Origin of the sequence: Halobaculum sp. MBLA0143, from assembly GCF_041361465.1 — an archaeon.
Lineage (GTDB): Archaea > Halobacteriota > Halobacteria > Halobacteriales > Haloferacaceae > JAHENP01.
Genome location: NZ_JBGKAC010000001.1, coordinates 2,063,016 through 2,082,627, shown reverse-complemented (window position 1 = coordinate 2,082,627; position 19,612 = coordinate 2,063,016). Strand labels below are relative to the sequence as shown.

Annotated in this window: 22 protein-coding genes; 14 read left to right on the top strand and 8 right to left on the bottom strand. The window is 68.3% G+C overall.

The window, feature by feature from the left end; genetic code table 11:
• The first annotated feature begins 2 nt into the window (after positions 1-2).
• Genes RYH79_RS10770 through RYH79_RS10760 form a run of 3 tightly spaced genes read left to right on the top strand, consistent with a single transcriptional unit; the run spans position 3 to position 3,501 of the window.
• On the top strand, positions 3-1,385 hold the full coding sequence (locus tag RYH79_RS10770) for a sensor histidine kinase (protein ID WP_370898962.1): 1,383 nt from the start codon (positions 3-5) through the stop codon (positions 1,383-1,385).
• Complete coding sequence (locus tag RYH79_RS10765; RefSeq protein WP_370898960.1) at positions 1,382-2,620, top strand: sensor histidine kinase; 1,239 nt, start codon at positions 1,382-1,384, stop codon at positions 2,618-2,620. Before RYH79_RS10770 ends, RYH79_RS10765 begins: the two co-directional genes overlap by 4 nt.
• A gap of 53 nt (positions 2,621-2,673) precedes the next feature.
• Positions 2,674-3,501 (top strand): CBS pair associated ParBc domain-containing protein, encoded by an 828-nt coding sequence (locus RYH79_RS10760; RefSeq protein WP_370898958.1) that lies wholly within the window; start codon positions 2,674-2,676, stop codon positions 3,499-3,501.
• Positions 3,502-3,528: 27 nt separating this feature from the next.
• Here the strand turns inward: RYH79_RS10760 and RYH79_RS10755 are convergent, their stop codons facing one another.
• The gene (locus RYH79_RS10755; RefSeq protein ID WP_370898956.1) at positions 3,529-3,771 is read right to left on the bottom strand and encodes a hypothetical protein; all 243 of its coding nucleotides are present in this window, start codon (positions 3,769-3,771) and stop codon (positions 3,529-3,531) included.
• 242 nt (positions 3,772-4,013) lie between these two features.
• Between RYH79_RS10755 and RYH79_RS10750 the strand changes: the two genes are divergently transcribed.
• The gene (locus RYH79_RS10750) at positions 4,014-4,955 is read left to right on the top strand and encodes an ABC transporter ATP-binding protein (protein ID WP_370898954.1); all 942 of its coding nucleotides are present in this window, start codon (positions 4,014-4,016) and stop codon (positions 4,953-4,955) included.
• Positions 4,948-5,814, top strand: coding sequence for an ABC transporter permease (locus RYH79_RS10745; RefSeq protein ID WP_370898952.1), 867 nt, complete (start codon positions 4,948-4,950; stop codon positions 5,812-5,814). Before RYH79_RS10750 ends, RYH79_RS10745 begins: the two co-directional genes overlap by 8 nt.
• Here RYH79_RS10745 and RYH79_RS10740 read toward each other — a convergent pair.
• Positions 5,808-6,035 (bottom strand): DUF7543 family protein, encoded by a 228-nt coding sequence (locus RYH79_RS10740; protein ID WP_370898950.1) that lies wholly within the window; start codon positions 6,033-6,035, stop codon positions 5,808-5,810. The genes RYH79_RS10745 and RYH79_RS10740 overlap by 7 nt on opposite strands.
• A 112-nt stretch (positions 6,036-6,147) precedes the next feature.
• Between RYH79_RS10740 and RYH79_RS10735 the strand changes: the two genes are divergently transcribed.
• Positions 6,148-6,969 carry a DUF8054 domain-containing protein gene (locus RYH79_RS10735; protein WP_370898948.1) on the top strand — a complete coding sequence of 274 codons (822 nt, stop codon included), beginning with the start codon at positions 6,148-6,150 and terminating at the stop codon, positions 6,967-6,969.
• A gap of 66 nt (positions 6,970-7,035) precedes the next feature.
• Positions 7,036-8,253, top strand: coding sequence for an acyl-CoA thioesterase/bile acid-CoA:amino acid N-acyltransferase family protein (locus RYH79_RS10730; protein WP_370898946.1), 1,218 nt, complete (start codon positions 7,036-7,038; stop codon positions 8,251-8,253).
• A gap of 55 nt (positions 8,254-8,308) precedes the next feature.
• Here the strand turns inward: RYH79_RS10730 and RYH79_RS10725 are convergent, their stop codons facing one another.
• Together RYH79_RS10725 and RYH79_RS10720 are read right to left on the bottom strand one after the other, a co-directional pair.
• On the bottom strand, positions 8,309-8,752 hold the full coding sequence (locus RYH79_RS10725; protein ID WP_370898944.1) for a Rieske (2Fe-2S) protein: 444 nt from the start codon (positions 8,750-8,752) through the stop codon (positions 8,309-8,311).
• Between the two features lie 45 nt (positions 8,753-8,797).
• Positions 8,798-9,877, bottom strand: coding sequence for a molybdopterin-dependent oxidoreductase (locus tag RYH79_RS10720; protein WP_370898942.1), 1,080 nt, complete (start codon positions 9,875-9,877; stop codon positions 8,798-8,800).
• Positions 9,878-9,980: 103 nt separating this feature from the next.
• Between RYH79_RS10720 and RYH79_RS10715 the strand changes: the two genes are divergently transcribed.
• The 5 genes from RYH79_RS10715 to RYH79_RS10695 all read left to right on the top strand — a co-directional run bounded on the left by RYH79_RS10715 (position 9,981) and on the right by RYH79_RS10695 (position 12,730).
• Positions 9,981-10,490 carry a hypothetical protein gene (locus tag RYH79_RS10715; protein ID WP_370898940.1) on the top strand — a complete coding sequence of 170 codons (510 nt, stop codon included), beginning with the start codon at positions 9,981-9,983 and terminating at the stop codon, positions 10,488-10,490.
• Between the two features lie 52 nt (positions 10,491-10,542).
• Complete coding sequence (locus tag RYH79_RS10710; protein ID WP_370898938.1) at positions 10,543-11,055, top strand: hypothetical protein; 513 nt, start codon at positions 10,543-10,545, stop codon at positions 11,053-11,055.
• Between the two features lie 206 nt (positions 11,056-11,261).
• Positions 11,262-11,618 carry a hypothetical protein gene (locus RYH79_RS10705; protein WP_370898936.1) on the top strand — a complete coding sequence of 119 codons (357 nt, stop codon included), beginning with the start codon at positions 11,262-11,264 and terminating at the stop codon, positions 11,616-11,618.
• Positions 11,619-11,665: 47 nt separating this feature from the next.
• Positions 11,666-12,187 carry a hypothetical protein gene (locus RYH79_RS10700; RefSeq protein ID WP_370898934.1) on the top strand — a complete coding sequence of 174 codons (522 nt, stop codon included), beginning with the start codon at positions 11,666-11,668 and terminating at the stop codon, positions 12,185-12,187.
• 36 nt (positions 12,188-12,223) lie between these two features.
• The gene (locus RYH79_RS10695) at positions 12,224-12,730 is read left to right on the top strand and encodes a hypothetical protein (protein ID WP_370898932.1); all 507 of its coding nucleotides are present in this window, start codon (positions 12,224-12,226) and stop codon (positions 12,728-12,730) included.
• An 8-nt stretch (positions 12,731-12,738) separates the two neighbouring features.
• Here RYH79_RS10695 and RYH79_RS10690 read toward each other — a convergent pair whose 3' ends face one another.
• From RYH79_RS10690 to RYH79_RS10680, 3 genes are all read right to left on the bottom strand, one after another.
• Entirely contained in the window at positions 12,739-13,812 is a 1,074-nt protein-coding gene (locus RYH79_RS10690; protein ID WP_370898930.1) for a trypsin-like serine protease, read from the bottom strand.
• A gap of 149 nt (positions 13,813-13,961) precedes the next feature.
• Positions 13,962-15,803, bottom strand: coding sequence for a hydantoinase B/oxoprolinase family protein (locus RYH79_RS10685; RefSeq protein ID WP_370898928.1), 1,842 nt, complete (start codon positions 15,801-15,803; stop codon positions 13,962-13,964).
• Positions 15,800-17,893 (bottom strand): hydantoinase/oxoprolinase family protein, encoded by a 2,094-nt coding sequence (locus tag RYH79_RS10680; RefSeq protein ID WP_370898926.1) that lies wholly within the window; start codon positions 17,891-17,893, stop codon positions 15,800-15,802. Before RYH79_RS10680 ends, RYH79_RS10685 begins: the two co-directional genes overlap by 4 nt.
• 125 nt (positions 17,894-18,018) lie before the next feature.
• Between RYH79_RS10680 and RYH79_RS10675 the strand changes: the two genes are divergently transcribed.
• Both RYH79_RS10675 and RYH79_RS10670 read left to right on the top strand, forming a co-directional pair.
• Positions 18,019-18,756 (top strand): hypothetical protein, encoded by a 738-nt coding sequence (locus tag RYH79_RS10675; RefSeq protein WP_370898924.1) that lies wholly within the window; start codon positions 18,019-18,021, stop codon positions 18,754-18,756.
• A gap of 23 nt (positions 18,757-18,779) precedes the next feature.
• Positions 18,780-18,953 carry a hypothetical protein gene (locus RYH79_RS10670; RefSeq protein ID WP_370898922.1) on the top strand — a complete coding sequence of 58 codons (174 nt, stop codon included), beginning with the start codon at positions 18,780-18,782 and terminating at the stop codon, positions 18,951-18,953.
• Between the two features lie 15 nt (positions 18,954-18,968).
• Here the strand turns inward: RYH79_RS10670 and RYH79_RS10665 are convergent, their stop codons facing one another.
• Positions 18,969-19,586 carry an SHOCT domain-containing protein gene (locus RYH79_RS10665; protein ID WP_370898920.1) on the bottom strand — a complete coding sequence of 206 codons (618 nt, stop codon included), beginning with the start codon at positions 19,584-19,586 and terminating at the stop codon, positions 18,969-18,971.
• Positions 19,587-19,612: the final 26 nt, after the last annotated feature.

Below are 19,612 nucleotides of genomic sequence, written 5' to 3'. Positions count from 1 at the left end.
GCGTGAGACGTTCGAGACACGGGTACGCGGTCCTCGCGGGGCTCGCGGGAGCGGGAGTAGCGACGCTCGCGGACGCCGACGTAACCGTCGCGGCCGTGGTCGGTGCCGGCGCGGTGGCGACGGCGCTGTACTGGTACCGGCACGACCGGCCGCGCCACAGTCGGGCCGCTGCGGCGGCGCTGACGACCGTCGGTGCGCTGGCGGCCGCCGGCTGGGGGGTCGTGTTGGGTGAGCCCGGACGGTTCGCGGCGACGCCGCTGTCGTCGGCGCTGCTAGCGACGGCGACTGTCGGGACCGGCGTGGCCGTGATCGCCGGCGCCGGCGCGGGCTACTACGGCGTGCGGCTGACGGACGCCGTCGACACACCCTCACCGAGCGAGGAGACGATGGCGGGCGAACGACCCAATCCGAGCGAGGAGACGATGGCGGGCGAACGACCCAATCCGAGCGAGGAGACGATGGCGGGCGAACGACCCAATCCGAGCGAGGAGACGACGGCAAACGAACGGACGGACCACGAGACTGCGCCCGGGCGGAGCGGGGAGGCGGGCGGTCGGGTGGCAGAACAGAAGCGTGCCTTCTACTTCCTCAACAACCTGTTGCGCCACCACGTCCTCAACGGGCTGAACGTGGTGGACGGCTACGCCGCCAGGCTGGCGACCGACGAGACGGACGAGGAGCGTGCCGCGCAGGTGATCCGGGACCGTGTGGCGACGATGACGACGGTCGTCGACAACGTCCGTTCGGTCGCGGACGTGTTCGCCGGCGACCCGGAGCTGACGCCGACGGACCTGACGGCGGTGGTACACCGGGTTCGAGAACGGGCCACGGAGCAACACTCGGGGGCGACGGTGACAGTCGCGGCCGACGGCCCGACGGAGGTGTGGTGTGCCGGCGGGGCGGACGCGGTCGTCTGGGAGCTCGTCGACAACGGAATCGTCCACAACGACGGCGACGAGCCACGGGTCCACGTCCGAGTGACGGAGACGGACGACGATGTCTGGCTCCACGTCGCCGACGACGGCCCGGGCGTAGACGGCCCGACGGAGGCGTTGTTGTCTCCGGGGACGACCGGCGACCAGGGGCTCGGGCTGTATCTCGTCGCCACGCTCGTCCGGTACGCCCGCGGGGAAGTGCGAGTGACGACGGGCGACGACCCAGCGAGGCTGCCTGACGCCGCGGGCGACGACGAGAGGCTGTCGACGCTGCTGGCCGCCGGCGGGACGTGTGTGAGCCTGCGACTCGTGCCGACGACCGTCGACCAGCCGGAGCCGTCGGCGGCAGACCGGTCCGTCGAACACGCCATCGACCGGCCGACCGGCGACAGAGACGACTCGGACGGTGACGGAAGCAACCCGGACGGCGACGGAGGTGAGCGGCCGTGACAGACGACTCGGATCCGGAGGCGTCGGGGGTAGACGACCCGGATCCGGAGGCGTCGGGAGCAGACGACCCGGAGACGGACGACCGACTCCACGCGCTCCACGCGGCGACGCGGGAGCTGTTGCGCGCCGGCAACCAGTGTGGCGTCTGCGAGGTGGCCGCCGAGCAGGCCGAGTCCGTGCTGGGGTTCGAGCTCAACACCGTCCGGCTGTACGACGAGGAGACGGAGACACTGGAGCCGGCGGCGGTGTCGCCGGCGGTCGAGGAGCTGTTGGGGGAACGCGAGCCGTACGACCGTGGTGAGTCGGTCCAGTGGCGTGCGCTGGACGAGGACGAACTGCTCGTGTTCTCGGACGTGTCGGAGGTCGACGACGACGTCGAACGCGCCGGTGCCGGGAGTCTGCTCGTCGCCCCGTTGGACGGGCGCGGGGTGTTGACCGTGGGCTCGCGGTCCGGCGAGACGGTGACGGCGGGCGACGAGGAGCTGCTGGCGGTGTTCGCGGCCAACGTCGCGGCGGCGTTGGACCGCGCCGAGCGCGACGAGCGACTGCGCCGCCGGACGGCGGAGTTGGCCCGCCAGAACGACCGGCTCGACGAGTTTGCCGGTATCCTCGGTCACGACCTCCGGAGCCCGCTCAACACGGCCCAGGGGCGAGTCCAGTTGGCGACACAACGGGACGACCCAGAGGACTTGGCGGCCGCCGAGGGGGCGCTCGAACGGATGGAACAGATGATCGACCGGCTGCTCACGCTGGCCCGCAGCGGCACGCCGGTGGAGGCGACCGCTCCGGTCCCGGTCAGCGAGGTGGTGTCGGCGGCCTGGAGCACCTCGCCGACGGACGACGCGACGCTGACCGTGGACACGGAGCTCGTCGTGTCGGCCGACCGCGAACGACTCCGAACGCTGTTCGAGAACCTGTTCCGCAACGCCGTCGACCACGGCGGCGAGGGAGTGTGCGTCGCCGTCGGCGACCTCCCGGACGAGCCGGGCTTCTACGTCGCCGACGACGGGCCGGGACTCCCGGCGGACGCCGGCGAGGCGGTGTTCCGCCGTGGGTACACCACCGACAGCGACGGCACCGGGTTCGGGCTCTCCATCGTCGCGGAGGTGGTGGACGCGCACGGCTGGACGATCCGGCTCGGTGACACCGACGACGGCCCGATGGCGGACTGTGGCGTCCGGTTCGAGGTCGTGACGGCGGGCGATCCGCCGACGACCGGTGTCGACGACGTGTGACGGCGGACGGCAGGGTCACAAACTCTTTCGGGCGGCCAACCGAATCAGAGACGATGAGCGACTCCCGGAGCGACACGTCGAAGGCGCAGGTCGCGGAGTACATGACCCGCGACGTAGCGACGGTGTCGCCGGACGACACCGTCCGCGAGGTGGCCGAGCGAATCGCCGAGAGCGAGGGCCACAACGGGTTCCCGGTGACGGACGGCCGCCAGGTCGTCGGCTTCGTCTCCGCCCGCGACCTCCTGTTGGCGGACCGCTCGGCGCCCCTGTTCACGGCGATGTCCGACGACATCATCGTCGCGCACCCGGAGATGAACGTGACGGACGCCGCGCGGGTGATCCTCCGGTCCGGCATCCAGAAGCTCCCGGTCGTCGACGACGCCGGCCACCTCGTCGGTATCATCTCCAACACGGACGTGATCCGCAGCCAGATCGAACGCGCCACCCCGGAGAAGGTGGGCAAGCTCATGCGGACGTTGGAGGAGATCCACGACGTGACCGTGAGCCAGGAGCGCCGGGAGGTGTCGCTGTCGACGCTCGTCCCCACGCAGGCCCGGGTGTACGCCGACGAACTGGCCGGTCGGACGTACGAACTGGAGCGTGGGCTCGCGGAGCCGTTGGTCGTGATCGACAACGCCGGCACACTCGTGCTCGCGGACGGCCACCACCGCGTGCTCGCCGGCGACCGCGTCGGCGTCGACCAGATGGACGCGTACGTGATCGTCATCGACGCCGCCGACGGCGTGGAACTGGGGATGGAACGCACCGCGCGCAAGGAGGGCCTCACCGGCATCGGCGACGTGGAAGTGGTCGACTACGCCCGCCACCCGCTCGTCGAGACGACGAAACGGTTCCAGGACGACGAGCCGCCGGAGTTGTAGTAACGAGGCTGTGCTTGACCACTCAGGTCAGCATGTGACGATCACTATCTTCCCCTTGCTTATCTTGATACAGATTGCCTCCGGGTTGGCGACCTGTTCGGTGGCCGCACTCGGAGTCACCTGAGTGAGCGACTCAGACAGAGTCGGCTGTGCGTCCAGTTCACCAGTGTCCGTTGCCGGCGCTGCAACACCAGCCCCTGTGAACGAGAGGATGAGCGAAACTACTAGCGTCAGTCGAAGGAGCGTACCGAGTCGAGTGCTCTCTGACATAGTGCACACATGAATCTCCCACGAAGCATTATAAATGAATATCAACAGTGTAAGAATAAAATAACAGAAAAAAGACGTTCAATTCAGAGAAATAAGTAGTAACTAGTATCTGAGAGTTATTTTTCATATTTTCAGTTTCATAACACTCATTAGTATACAACTAAGTTCTCACAGAAGGACGAAGAGGCCCCATGATGTCAGCAAAAGATCAGTACGATTTGGAAACCAGTAAGAAATCGGATGTGCCTATTGTCGCCGTCCGCGATCTCCGGAAAGAGTACGACGAATTCCGTGCGTTAGACGGCGTCTCCTTCGAGATCCGCCCCGGCGAGGTCGTCGGACTGCTCGGGCCGAACGGCGCGGGCAAGACGACGTGTCTGAGCTGTCTGCTCGGGCTCGTAGAGCCGACGGGCGGGGACGTGGCCGTCGCGGGCGTCAACGCGCAGGCGAACCCGCGGGTCGTCCACAGACACACCGCGGCGATGCTGGAGGGGGCGCGAAACGTCTACTGGCGACTCACGCCCCGGGAGAACCTGGAGTTCTTCGCTGGCGTCGCGGGGCGGGACACGGACCGGCTCCGTGACCGCCACGACGAACTGCTGAAGCGGTTCGGACTCGCCGACAGGGCCGACGATCCGGTGCGAGAACTCTCGCGCGGAATGAAACAGAAGGTGTCGCTGGCGACGACACTTGCGCGCGACGTAGACGTAGTGTTCTTAGACGAGCCGACGCTGGGGCTGGACGTAGAGAGTTCCCTCGAACTTCGACGGGAACTCGCCTCGCTCGTCGCCGAGGAGGACCTGGCGGTGGTGTTGTCGAGTCACGACATGGACGTGATTCAGGATCTGTGTGACCGTGTGGTTGTGCTGTCGGACGGCGAGGTCGTCGCCGACGACAGCGTGGACGCACTCTTGGACCTGTTTCGCACCCAGACGTACGAGTTCACACTCGAGACGCCGGGCAACGGACTCCGCGACGGGCTCGAACGCCGGTGTACGGTGACGGTGTACGACGAGACGGACGACCGAGTCACCGCGACCGTCACCGTCGGCGACGAGGACGCGTTCGCGGAGACGGTCTCGTATCTCGCGGCCGCGGACGGCCGACTCGCCCGGGTAGAGTCGGTCGAACCGGACTTCGAAGAGGTGTTCCTGCGGCTCACCGGGGGTGAAGAGGGTGAGTGACGACGGCCGCGGGGACGGCTCCGAGACGGGGTTCCTGGGCACCGCTCGGCCGGACGACCCCGCTCGGCCGGACGACCCTCGACGGCTCGTGTCGGCTTGGCGGCTGTTCACGAGTGTGTTTCGCAAGGAGGTGACGACGACGCTCCGGTACGCGACGAACTTTCTGCTCGGTCAGGTCGGATTCCTGTTCGTGCTCGTCGGGATCGTCGCCGGCGGTCGCCGCATCGCCGGCCCCTCGTTCGGCGAACAGCTCGGCGGAGTCGTCGTCGGCTACTTCGTCTTCTTCGTCGCACAGACCGCGTTCGGCGCCGCTTCGTCGATCGTCACACAGGAGGCACAGTGGGGGACGCTGGAACGGCTCTACCTCTCGCCGCTCGGCTTCGGCTCCGTCCTCGGGGCGACCGTCGCCGCTGAGTTCCTCTGGTCGTCGTTCCAGATCCTCGCGCACCTCGTGTTGGCGCTCCTCATCACCGGGGAAACCCTGGTGATCGACCCGTTCACCGTCGTCCCATTGGTCGTCCTCGCGGCGGCGCCGTTTCTCGGTGTCGGCTTCGCCGTCGGCGGCGTGGCGCTTCTGGTCAAGCGGTTGGAGAGCGCGACCACGCTGTTCACGTTCGCGCTGGTCGCGCTGATCGCTGCGCCGGTCGGAGAGTTCCCCTGGCTACGGGCGCTACCGGTCGTCCAGGCCAACGTCATGCTCGGGCGGGCGATGCGGGAGGGGGTCGGGCTGTCGGCCTTCTCGCTCACCGATCACGCCGTCGCGCTCGCGGCCGCCGGCGGCTATCTCGCCGCGGGGTACGCGGTGTTCCGGGTCTGTCTCGGACGCGCCCGCCGGCGGGGGGTGTTGGGCGACTACTGAACGTCGAACTGCTCCCGAAACGTCTCGGCGAGCGTCTCCGCGTCGTCGCGGTCGTCGGCGGTCGCTCGCTCGTAGGCCGGCCCCTCCGGGGCCTGTTGGAGTCTGTCCACCCGGACGACGAACCGGCCGTCCGGCCGTTCGCGGATCCGGACGGTCGCGGTACCGTCCGTCCGTTCCCACTCCGTCACCGTGTCCACCGTCTCCGTCTGGTCCCAAGCCACACGAGACCGTCCGGGACCGGACCACTCAAGCGCGTCGGTCGTCCTTCTTCCACGCCTCTGTGTCGAATTTCTCGCGAAAGAACTATGTTTACGAGACACAGTAGCTTCTCGTATGTCAGTCGTGAACCGACTCTACGACGAGGTTCGGCAGCCGGAGTACACCGGTGAGAACAGGTGTACCCCGTGTACGGTGACGAATCTCCTCATCACCGCGGTCGTGGCTGCGGGGCTGGCAGTGATTCAGCCAGCCGTCGCAGTGGCCTTCGCCGTCCTCGGCGTCGCCTCTGTCGCGGTCCGGGGGTACCTCGTCCCCGGGACACCGGAGCTGACGAAACGGTACTTCCCGCCGTGGCTGTTGGAGCTGTTCGGGAAAGAACCAGCCGGCGCGACGGACGCCCCGGCGTACGAAGGGGACGTGGACCCGGAGACGTACCTCCTCGAACACGGGATCATCACCGAGACGCCGGACGGTGAGGACGTCGAGTTGGTCGAAGGGTTCTGGCCGGTCTGGGACGCCGCCATCGACGAGGCGGACGCGAACCTCGCGGACGCCGTCGGCGACCTACTCGAGTTGGACGAGCCGCGTGTCGACCCCGGCGGCGAGATCGAGTCGGCCGGCGAGACCGGCGGGGGGTGCACCGTCTACGACGGCGACACGCGGGTGGCACAGTGGCCGTCCGAGGCCGCGCTCGCGGCCGACCTCGGCGCCATCGACGCGCTCGCGGACCACGGGGTCGACGTGGAGGCGATGGACCGCGCCGACGCCGGCCAACTGCTCGCCGGGCTCCGCGTGTTCGCGGAGTCGTGTCCGGACTGTGGCGGCCCGATGGCGCTGGGAGAAGACACCGTCGAGTCCTGTTGTAGTGTCGCCGAGGTGTTCACCTACGACTGCGAGGACTGTGGCACCCGCGTGATGGAGATCCAAACGGCCTGACCTGCTTCGGGAACTGTTCTCACGATTGGCGTAGCTACTAGTACGACCCTCGCCACGCAACGATCCGTGGCGACCGTCCACCTCCCCGACGAGACTCGTCGGGACGAGCCGACAGCCCTCCGCGTAACCGGTCTCCCGCCGGACACGGTGGTGACCGTCGAGTCGCGTGCGACCGCGTGGTTCGACGGCACCGGGACCGCCGACCTCCAGTTCCGGGCGGACGGCGACGGCGTCGTCGACACGGCCGAGCGAGCGCCGGTCGACGGCGACTACGACGGGCTCGCCCCGACGGGCTGGCTGTGGGCGCCGAGCGAGACGGACGGCCCGGGCGGCGGTCGACCGACCGGCGACGCGAGCGATCCGACGGTCACAGTGACCGTTCGGGTCGGCGGCGACGTCGTCGCAGAGACGGAGACGATCCGGCGACGGGCCGCCGGCGGCGTCACCCACGAGCGTGTCGAGACGGCGCGTGTCGTCGGCGACCTGTTCGAGCCGGCGGGCGACGGGCCACACCCCGGCGTCGTCGCCCTCCACGGCTCCGCCGGCCGACCGCTGCGTGGCGTCGCTGCGGCGCTCGCGTCGCGCGGCTACGCCACGCTCGCCGTCCAGTACTTCGGCGATCCGGCGCCGCTGCCGGACGCGCTCGCGGGAGTCCCGGTCGAGACGGTCGACGACGCCGCCCGACACCTCCGCGAACGGCCGGCAGTCGGGGAGTCGGTCGCCCTGTTCGGCCGGTCGAAGGGCGCAGAGCTCGCGCTCGTGACCGTCGCCCGTCGGTCGTGGCCGGCGACCGTCGTCGCGGTCGCCCCCACACAGTACCGGTGGCAGGCGTTGGACGGCGGCGAGACACCCCGCAGCTCGTGGACCGACGACGGTGACCCGCTCCCGTTCGTCCCGTTCCGCGCTGCCCCCGGCGAAACCGACGACGGCGCCACCGTCTTCCGGGACACGTACGCCGACTCCCGCGAGCGGGTCTCTCCCGACCGGCTGGCCGACGCTCGGATCGACGCGGCAGCCGTCGACGCCCCGGCGTTGCTCGTCGCCGGCGGCGACGACCAGATGTGGCCCAGCGCGACCGACGCCGAGGCGCTCGCCGACGCGGGCACGACCGTGGAGACGCGCCAGTACTCGGACGCTGGCCACGGAATCGGACTCCCACACGCGCCGCCGACGACGGCGACCGTCGCCGGCGGGCTGGCGCTCGGCGGCACGCCGGCGGCGAACGCCCGCGCCGCCGACCACTGGCCGGTCGTCTGTGACCACCTCGCGTCGACACTGGAGTGAGCCCGGGCACCACGCCGTCACGCTATCACGTCACCACGTCGCCGTCACGGAGGGCTCACAGCCCCAGGTGCGAGGTGGAGCTCGGCATTCCGTCGTCGTCGTCCAGTCCACCCTCGTGTTCGAACGTGAGATTGTCGTCCGTGAGGTAGACGACCCCGTCGTCGACGGTCACGTCCACCTCGACCATACTCTGGCCGGCCGCGGGACCGTTGTCACAGTCCCCGGTGTCGAGGTCGAACATCGAGCCGTGGCGAGGGCAGATTGCCTGCCCGTCCCGGAACGCGACGCCGACGCCGTCGCCCCGGTGGAACGGCTGGTCCGGTTCGTGCATACAGAAGTTCTTCCAGGCCCGAACGACCGGCCCGTCCGTCGACTCGTCTCGACCGGCGTCCGTCCGTGCGAGAAACACCTCCTCTTCGAGCCCGCTCGGACCGCTGACGGTGAACAGGTAGCTGTCGTCCACGTCCGCGGCCGTCGTCAGTCGTGTGCCGTCGTCCATCGGAGTCGAGTCCGGTCGGGAGCGACTTCAACGCCTCGCCGGCGGTCAGTCGAACCCACTGACGAGCGTCACCACCCACTGTGCCGGGTCGGGCTCGCGGCGTACCTCCACCCGTTCGATCCACTTCACCCACTGGAACCCGCGGCGACCGGGAGCGACGAGCCGCGCCGGCGCGCCGTGGCCGTGTGACAGCCGGTCGTCGCCGACGTGCGTCGCCAGGAGGGCGTCGCGCGCCTCCTCCAACGGCAGCGACCACCGGTAGCCCGTGACGGAGACGAACCGGACGTACCGCGCCTCGTCGGTGGGTTCGACGGACGCGAGGAGGTCCCCGACCCGGACACCGCGCCACTCCTGGACCGTGTACCAGCCGCTCGTGCAGTCGAGTGTCGCGGTCAACGACCGATCCGGCGCCAGGTCGTCGGCCGACAGCGACACCGGGTCGGCGACGTGACCGTCGACGCGGAGCCGCCACGCGTCGCGGTCGACCGGGTCCGGATCGTCCGCCACCCAAGAGGTGACCGGGAATCGCCCGCCCTCCGTCTCCGTGTCGTACAGGTCCGCCGTCGGCTTCGACCCGGTGAAGCGTCGGCTCGCGCCGTCGAGCAGTCTGTCCGTCGTCTCCGTCACGCGCCAGGCGACCGCACCGGCCGCCAGCGTCGCCCCCGTCCGCATCGCGGCCCGCCGGTCCAGATCCGTCCGCCGCGGGAGCCGGAACCGGGCCCGGAGGTGGACGAGGAGCAACGGAGCGAGCAACAGCCCCAGCCCGACGTGGAGGTTGAGCGTCGTCCACCCCCAGATCGGGACGTTGCCGCCGACGGTCCAGAAGACCCCCGTGGCGAGCGAGGCCAGGGCGACGACGGCCATCAGGATCGAGAGGGGGGTCTGGCGGTCCCACGACACCCGTCCCAGCACGCGGTGGCGCACTCGTGCGAGCTTGAACGCGAGGAGTCCGACGAGCGTCACCCCGACGAGCGCGTGGAGCCAGACGAGCCACGCGCCGTCGGGCGTCCCCACGGTGAAGGAGACGAGCCCGGAGCCGACCTCGAACGCGACACAGCCGCCGATCAGCCAGTCGACGACTGCCGGCGGCGGCGCGGCCCGAACGAGTCCGTCGAGTCGTGACACGGGTGTGTCTCTGGTTCCCGAGCGGTTTCACTGTTCTGTCGGCCCCGACCGGTCGACGTGAATCTGGCGTAGATTCATCTGTGGCCGTGCGGACTGGTGGGGTGTGAAGCGACGAGCGTTGCTGTCGGCGGTCGCGGCCGGCGGGCTCGCGGGGTGTCTGACCGGCCAGCCGTCGCCGCGGGTCAGCGGAATCGACGACCGACGGGTCGACACCACCCACTGCGGGACGCTGATCGGCCGGCCGTGCGGCCTCGCCGTGGGGATGCGTAACTCCATCGACCGCGAGATCGACATCCGAGAGCAACTCGGCGGCGTCGTCACGGTGTACCGAGCCACGGATCGACTCGTCGTCAGAGGGCGGATCGTCGGTATCGGCGACCCAAGCTGTCGGGAGGGGGGCGTCTCGACGGTCGAACTGAGCGACGGAACGCTCTCCGTGTCGGTCCACGACGAGACTGACCTCTCGGGGGGCTGTGAGGAGGACGCCGGCTCGGTCCACTACCGCGTCGCCGTCGCCGACGAGGACGCGGCAATCCGGCGCGTCCGGGTGACGCACTACGCCGACGACGGCGACGAGATTCTCTCTGGCACCGTCGACGTGTCTCCGGCGTGAGGCTGGCCGTTGTTGCCTAGATTCATTTACTCTCGGTTGAACTGATATGGGTGTGAAGCGACGAGCGTTGCTGTCGGCGGTCGCGGTCGGCGGGCTCGCGGGGTGTGTGTCCGTTCGGACGCCACCGACCGTCGTCGGGCTGGATCAGACGGTCGAAATGTCCCGCTGTGGGAAGCCGATCGATCGGCCCTGTGACTCCGTCCGCGGAATCGACCGCTTCATCGACCGGCCCATTCAGATACGCGAGGCGGTCGGTGGCGGGGTCGCCGTCTACCGCACGGACGACTCACTCGTCGTCAGAGGATTCGTGACTGGGGTCGAAGACGTGGAGTGCCGTGCAGCGCACGTCTCACGGATCGAGCTACGAGGACAGACGCTGGCCGTCGTCGTTCGGGACGGCGCGAGCGTCTTTCCAGTTCTGTGCGAGGAGAGCGCTGGAGCGGTACAGTACCGGATTGGACTCGACACGGGAGAGAGTGATTGTGTCGAGGCTGTCCACGTCGAACACCGTTCAGACAAACGGGGTGTAATCTTATCCGGTACGATCGACATCGCGGCGGCGTAGGACTGTGAATCTTCCCTAGACCTATCGGCCCCGATTCGAGTTGATCTGGTATGAAGCGACGTGCGTTGCTGTCGGCGGTCGCGGTCGGCGGGCTCGCGGGGTGTGTGTCCGTCCGGACGCCACCGACCGTCGTCGGGCTGGATCAGACGGTCGACGTGGAGACGTGTAGCAAAGAGATTGGCCGACCGTGCGCTCGGGTCGACTCGATGGAACGGCTCACCGAGGAGGAGCTTCAGGTCCGTATTCAGTTCGTCGGTGGGGCGACGGCGTACACAGCGGACGGCCGTCTCGTCGTCAGAGGGTACATCCTCGGTAACGGGGATCCGAACTGCCGAACGAACTGCGACTGGACTATCGAACTGATCGACGGAGTGCTGTGGGTATCGGTCCAGAACAGAGAGAATCCGCTTTCGACCGGCTGTACAGAGGACATCGGGACGATTAATTATCGCGTTTCTCTCGGGCCAGAAGACACCGAACGCGTCGAGAAAGTCTGGGTCGTCCTCTACTCCACGAACGGTGAGAAAATAATGTCAGACATCGTCTACCGGTCGGCAGCCTAACGCCGGCAGTTCCCTAGACTTATTCATGCGTTTGCGGAATGACGGGCATGAAGCGACGTGCGTTGCTGTCGGCGGTCGCGGCCGGCGGGCTCGCGGGGTGTCTGTCCGTCCGGAAGCCGCCCACCGTCGTGGGATTAAATCAGCCGGTCGACGTGCAGACGTGCGGCGAGGTGATCAGACGACCGTGCGCTCAGGTCAACTCGATGGAACGGCCCGTTGACCGGGAGCTTCAGGTACAGATTCAGTCCGCCGGCGGCGCAACGGCGTACTTGGAAGACGGTCGTCTCGTCGTTAGAGGGTACATTCCCGGCAGTGGAGACCAGAACTGTCGCGCGAAGTGTGTTTGGACGATCGAACTGACCGATGGAGTGCTGTGGGTGTTGGTTCGGAACAGTGAGAGCCCGCTCCCGCCTGGGTGTATCGAGTACTCCAAGGAAATCAATTACCGCGTCGCTATCGGTCCAGAAGACACCGAGCGCGTCGAGCGAGTCTGGATCGTCCACTACTCTACGGAGGGTGAAGAGATGATGTCGGACATCATCTATCCGCCAGAGAGTCAACGTGGATAAGGATAGACTTATATGTAAGTCGATGAAATAACGAGTGTGAAGCGACGTGCGTTGCTGTCGGCGGTCGCGGTCGGCGGGCTCGCGGGGTGTCTGACCGAGCGTCGCCCGGCGACGATCGTCGGGATCCCACGGCGGAGAGTGGAAATCGTCTACTGTGGGGAGGTGATCGGACGGCCCTGCAGGTCTATCGATGGAATAGAGTATCCATCGGAGGTGCCGAGCGACGTTTCGGGTCGTCTTGATGGAACCTCCGGAGCCGAGCGGAGGGAAGATCGAATTCTAATCAGAGGTGCGACGACCGGAATCGGTGACCCAGACTGCCGGGAGACCCGTGTCTCCCGGATCGAACTCCGCGACGACACGCTACGTGTGACCATTCGGAACGGGATCGATCTCGGTCCTGGTGGCTGTGAGGAAAACGCCTCCACCGTTCAGTACCTCGTCACTGTTCTGACTGGCGGGGAACACGAAATCGAACGAGTCCACGTCGAACACTACTCACACAGAGACGAGGTGCAGCTCTCCGGTACTGTTTCCATCTGAGTCGGCTGCTAGCTCGACAGCGACACCTCTACTGCATCTAACGCGGGTCGACCAACGGTGGCTGTGCTCCACTTCTCTCCGGTCAGGAAATAACTGTCCGACCCATGGTGGACTCCGAGTAATTTGCCGTTCTGATCGACCCAAGGACCTCCAGAGTCTCCACTATCCGTCCGCCAGTGCTCCATGTCTGCCTGATACTCGATCTGATCTGACCGCTTGGTGTTGTTACACTTGTCACTCACGTGCTGGCTCGTGCTGCCGTACATGTCAACATCGACTGTCTCACCGTCGGACACGGTGTCGCCGTCGTCCGTCTGTCCGACCTTGTCGGCGAGCCCTGCGAACTGCCACGCACCAGACACTGGTTCTACCTTACTACTGTAGGTGTCCAGTGGATCGGTATCGATACTGCTCGTCAGTTCGTACGATGTCACGTCGAGTGACTGGTCCCGTTCGTGGAGTTCTGCGATTTTGTCGCCGGCGAAGTACATATCGTCGCCCTCCATGACGTGATCGGCAGTGAGGATCAGCTCTCCATCCATATCTGCATCGTACCCGACGATACAAACTGTACCGTTGGCTTCTCCACCCTTGTTGGGATTATCGACGGAACTGCCCCCCTCGATCGCCTCCGGCGTCGTCTCCACGGGCTGTTCCTCCACCACAGTCGGCACCTGACTGTAGTTGTTCGGCACGTTCCGACGGGTCGCGCGGTCGTTCGTCTCCACGAGGAACTTCAGCGCGAGGTCCGTCGGATCGTCGGACTGCTGGGTGATCGTGACGGCCTGAATCCCGTCACGGGCCGTGAACTTCTGGATCGGAAGTCGTTCGTACACCTTCAGCCGGCGGTAGCGTTCCTTCGGGATCACGCGCACCTCGTCCGGCTGGCCGTGAACGTCGTCCGTGTGGACGATCACGCGGCCGTCGGGCTTCTTCCCGTAGGCCCGCTCGACGGCCGTCGACAGCGCCGCGCCGGAGGTGGTCGCGGCGGCGGCGAGCCCGCGCAACACGGAGCGGCGCGAGGTGGACCGGAGCTTCTGACCGAGCTGGAGCGTCGTTCCCGTCGGGATCTTCCGAGGCATGGCCGAGGTTTCTAGAACACTTCGATATAAGATTGTCCAATCACGGCTAATTACTAACGAGAGAACGACAGTCACGTACTCCCGGCAGTCACGCTCGGTGACACACGCGACGAGCTACACCCCGACGCCGAACCCCGCTCACCCACGACTCACTCTTCGCCGTCGTCTCCCTCGTCGCTGCCCACCGTACCGCCGCCCGTTCCCGACCCCGTCTCGGCGGCGACGACATCGTCGGCGTCGATCCCGTACACCTCTCGCGCTCGGTCGACGGACAGCTTCCCCAGACGGAGGTCGCGGACGACGGCCGCCGGGTCGCGGTCTTCGGGGTCGCCGAAGCCGCCGCCACCGGGCGTCCGGACGCTGACGACGCTCCCGGGGTCGAGCTCCAGCGTGGTCTTGGCCGGCAGCGACTCCAGGTCTCGGCCGTCGTCGTCGACGAGGGCGGCCCCCCCGGTCGCGCCGGGCTCGCCGCCGCCGAGACCGTACGGGCGGCTCGTCCGGCGCTCGGCCAACAGACTACACCGTGCGGCGTGGTCGCGGACGCGCACGTCCCGGCGGAGCCCCAGCCCCCCGCGGTGGCGGCCGGCGCCGCCGGTGTCGGGGCGGAGCGCGTACCGCTCGACGCGGAGGGGGTAGGCGGTCTCGACCACCTCCGCCGGCGTGTTGAGCGTGTTCGACATGTGGACGTGGACGGCGTCGTCGCCGTCGCCGCCGGCGTGGGCACCGGCGCCGCCGGCCTCCGTCTCGTAGAAGGCGTACTCCCCGTCACGGTCGGGTCGGGGGTCGGTCCCGCCGAAGGTGACGTTGTTCATCGTCCCCTGGCCGGCCGCCGGCACGGCCGTCGGGTCGGCCTCGGCGAGCGCGCCGAACACGCAGTCGACGACCCGTTGTGAGGTCTCTAAGTTGCCGCCGACGACCGCCGCGGGCGGCTCGGCGTCGACGAGACTCCCGGTCGGCGTCTCGATCCGAATCGGTCGGTAACAGCCCGCGTTTGGCGGGATCTCCGGGTCCGTCACGCACCGGAGCGCGTAGTACGTCGCCGACGCCGTCACTGCCCGGACGGCGTTGACCGGTCCGTCCGTCTGGTCGGCCGTGCCGGCGAAGTCGACGGTCACGTCCGTGTCGTCGATCACGACCGCGACCCGGATCGGGAGCGGGCCGTTGCCGCGGCCGTCGTCTTCCAGGTGTGTCTCGAACTCGAAGCGACCGTCCGGCAGCTCCGCCAGCGCCGCCCGCATCCGTCGCTCGGAGTAGTCCTGGATCGCGCTCGTCGCCCGCGACAGGGTGTCGCCGTGCTCCGCCAAGAGGTCGTGGTAGCGGCGTCGACCGGTCGCGTTCGCGGCCGTCTGGGCCCGGAGGTCCCCACGGCGCTCGTCCGGCGTCCGGACGTTCGCCAGCAGCAACGCCTGTACGTCCTCGGCGACGACAGAGTCGGCGCGGGGCTGTCCCTCCGGCCCGGTGGTGCGCCCCTCGCCGACCTCGTACTTCACCGGCGGGACCCGCAGTCCCTCTTGGTAGATCTCCGTCGTCGTCGCTCCGACGCTGCCCCCGGTCGTGCCTCCCACGTCGGCGTGGTGTGCACGGTTGGCGGCAAAGGCGACGATCTCGTCGCCCGGCCGGTCGAAGATCGGCGTCACGAGCGTGAGATCCGGGAGGTGGGCGCCGCCGCGGAACGGGTCGTTCAGGAGGATCGAGTCGCCCGGCCGGAGTTCCGACCGCGGGAACGCCTCCACCGCGGCCGCGACGGAGAACGGCATCGCGCCGAGGTGGACCGGGATCGTCTCCGCCTGTGCGACCATCTCGCCGTCGGCGTCGAACAACGCCGTCGAGCAGTCCCGTCGCTCCGTCACGTTCGGGGAGTAGGCCGTCCGAACGAGATCGGCGTTCATCTCCTCGGCGACCGCCTCCAGCCCGTTGCGGATCACGGACAGCGTCACCGAGTCGACTCCGGTGGCGTCCTCGTCGCCACCTGCGTCGCTCCGGTCGCTCACGCCGACACACCCCCGTCCACCGCGACGACGAGGTTGCCGCGGTCGTCCACCCGAGCCGTCTGGCCGGGGTGGACGACGAGCGTGCTCTCGCCGCCGGCGACGACGGCCGGCCCGTCGAACTCCCCGCCGACGGGGAGCCGTTCGCGGTCGTACACCGTCGTCTCGCGGTCCGTGCCGTCGAAGACGACGGACCGTGACCCACGGACGGCGTCGCCGACGGTCGCGGCCCGGTCGCCCGGCGACAGCGTCGGCGGCTCGACCACGCCGCGTGCCCGCAGCCTGACGGTGACCAGTTCCACCGGCTCGCCCGACTCCGCGTGGCCGTAGCGCTGCCGGTGCCGTTCGTGGAACCGTTCGCGGACGGTCTCCCGGAACGCCGCCGGCGCCGTCTCGGCGGGGTCCGGCGCCGGCACCTGGAGCTCGAACGACTGACCCTCGTACCGGAGGTCGAGCGAGCGCTCGATCCGCACGTCCTCGGTCGCCCGCTCCGCGCCGGCGAGTCGGTCCCGCCCCTCCGACTCCAGTCTGGCGAACGTCTCTCGGAGCCGGTCGGCGTCGACCGCCGTCAACGGCCGGACCATCGACGCCGAGCGGTCCGTCGTCACGTCGGCGACGAGCAGCCCCAGCGCGGACAGGACGCCGGCAGCGCGGGGGACGATCACCGTCGGCACGTCTAGTCGGTCGGCGACGGCAGTCGCGTGCAACGGCCCGGCGCCGCCGTACGCGACCAACGCCAGCTCCCGAGGGTCGTGACCCCGCTCGACGGAGACGACACGTAGCGCCCGCTCCGTCTCGGCGTCCGCGACCGCCAGCACCCCCTCGGCGACGCCTCGGACGGACCGGCCTAGCTCCTCGGCCAACGGCTCGAACGCCGCCCGGACGGCCTCGCGGTCGGCGGCTACGTCGTCGCCGAGGAACGCCCCGGGGTCGATCCGCCCCAGCAGGAAGTGGGCGTCCGTGACGGTCGGCTCCGTCCCGCCGCGGCCGTAGCACACTGGCCCGGGGTCGGCACCGGCGGAGTCGGGCCCCACCCGGAGCGCGCCGCCGTCGTCCACCCGGGCGACGGAGCCGCCGCCGGCGCCGACGGTGTGGACGTCGACGGACGGCACCGCGACCGGGTAGTCGCCGACGCTCGTCTCTGTCGACACCAACGGCTCGCCGTCGCGGACGAGTGACACGTCACACGACGTGCCGCCGACGTCCATCGTCAAGAGGTCGTCGTAGCCGCGGGTCGACTCGGCCGTCGCCGTCCCCCCCGGAGGCGACCCGGCCTCGCCGGCGACGTGTGCGGCCCCGCGGACGCCCGCCGCCGGCCCGGAGAGTAACGTCTCGACGGGTCGCTCGCGGGCGGTCGCCGCGGTCACGAGCCCGCCGTCCGAGCCCATCAGCCGGAGCGGCGCCGCGACTCCCAGTCGGTCGATCCCGTCGGCGACTGCGGCGACGTAGTCGTCGACCACCGGGACGAGCCCGGCGTTGAGCGCGGTCGTCACGGAGCGCTCGTACTCGCGGATCTCCGGCAACACGTCCGACGACAGCGACACTGCGGCCGTCACTCCCTCCTCGCGCAGCAGTTCCCGCACCCGGCGCTCGTGGCTGGGGTTCTCGAACGCGAACAGGAACGCGACGGCGACGGCGTCCGTCTCGGCGGCCGCGAGGTCCTGCGCCAGCGCCCGGACGGCCGACTCGTCTAACGCCTCCAACACCGACCCCCGCTCGTCGATCCGTTCGGGCACCTCGTGGCGACGGTCCCGTGGGACGACCGGCTCGGGCTTCGAGGCCCGGAAGTCGTAGATGTCCGGGCGGGTCTGTCTGCCGATCTCGACGGCGTCCCGGAACCCCGCGGTCGTCACGAGCGCCGTGTCGGCCCAGGTGCCCTCCAACACCGCGTTCGTTGCGACGGTCGTCCCGTGGCCCAGGAAGCCGATCCGCTCCGTGTCGACCGACAGCCCCGCCAGCCCGTCCAACACCCCCGTCTCGGGCGCGTCCGGCGTCGACGGCACCTTGTCGACCCGGACGCGGTCGTCCCCGACCGTCACCAGGTCCGTGAACGTCCCGCCCACGTCGACGCCGACACGCGTGTCTCGTTGCACACCGGCCGGTCTCGCGCCACCGACGTATGCGTTGGCCTTCTGGGTGTGACAGATCCTGTCACTTGGCCACAGTTCGTATGCAAAAACTGAAATCAAATCGAAAGCAACCGGCGAGGGAAGAAGAGATGTTACCGGAGAGCGTCCGCCAGTCGACGAAGAAGTTCTTGGCGAACGTCGTCGTGAACTTCACAGGTGTCCTGATCGGAGTCCTGGGGTTCGTCGGGATTGGGTGGGTGGCTGCCGGGCTGGCAACCGTCTCCCTGGGAGTCGTCCTCGGTACACAGTACTACCTCACATACCGCCCCCCGGTACAGAAGCGAGACCAACAGCTGAGTACCTTCTTCGACGACTACCTCGGGAAGGCGGGCGAAGAAATCGAGAGCGTCGCTGGTGACGACGTCGAGGTCAGGTGCAACGTCATGCGACCAACTGCCGGAGGGGTGGTCGGGGACGACAGACTGGAGATCAGCTTCACTGCAGACCGGGGAGAGTACCGTCCAGACGAACTCGAACTCGAGTTCAAGCCCGGGCAGGGCTGTGCCGGCGCAGTCTACCGACAGGGGAAACAGCAGATCGCAGTCAGAGAGCGGCGAGGGGAGTGGCCGGACGGCTTCGAGACGACGCCGAGACAGGACAACGCGACAGACCACCTCCAGGTGATAATCGGCACCCCGGTGTACCGACCGAACGACGACCCTGCGGAGGCGAACCCGGCAGCAGTCTTCGTGATCGACTCCGAGTCCGAGGTGACAGACGTGCTCGACATCCCAGAGGAGCGAGCGACGAGCGAGATCGAGATCAAGAACACACGAGTCTGCAACCTGGCGACCGAGTACAGCGAGAAAGTTGGGATACTCTTATGACGAAAGGAGAACGATGTCGTGGTATGAGCCGTAACGACGCGAAAGAGAGGGAGGCGTCCGACCAGAGCGGGTTCGCCATCTACACGGCCGACCGAACGGACGAGGAACGCCGTGAGACGTACGGGACGGACCTGAAGGACCCGGTGAACGGCCGAATCAAGAGTGTGGCCGGTCGGCTTCGGTCGCTGTTCCGCTGACTGTCTCTCCTCCGTTCACTCCCGCTCCAGTTCCCGGTCTCGCCCGTCGTCCGTCGCCTCGTCCAGGTCGGACATGTCTAGGTCGTCGTCCGTCGCCTCGTCCAGGTCGGACATGTCTAGGTCGTCGTCCGTCGCCTCGTCCAGGTCGGACATGTCTAGGTCGTCGTCCGTCGCCTCGTCCAGGTCGGACATGTCTAGGTCGTCGTCCGTCGCCTCGTCCAGGTCGGACATGTCTAGGTCGTCGAGGCCGCCGTCCGCGGGCGTCCGGTCGAGTCGGTCGCGGGCGGTCTCGGGGTCGGCGTCCTCCGTCTCGATCAGGGCGTCCAGCCGGCGCTCGAACTCGGCCTCGTCGATCTCGCCGGCCGCGTAGCGCTCGCGGAGTCGTTCGAGGGGGTCGTCCGCGTCCGTCTCGACCTCGGCGGCGTTCGACACGGAGTTGGCGGCCTCGTCCAACTCCTCGTCGAACACCTCCTCTTTGAGGACGCCCGACAACGGAGTGAGGAGGAACCAGCCGACGACGAGCGCGATCAGAGCGGGGCGACCGGCGCCGACGACGAACAGCGTCAGCGCGACGCCGAACGTGCCGGTGGCGAACACGGCAGGGTCGAACAGCCGCCAGAGCGTGTTTGACACGCTCGTCGTGTGTCGTTCGAGACGTA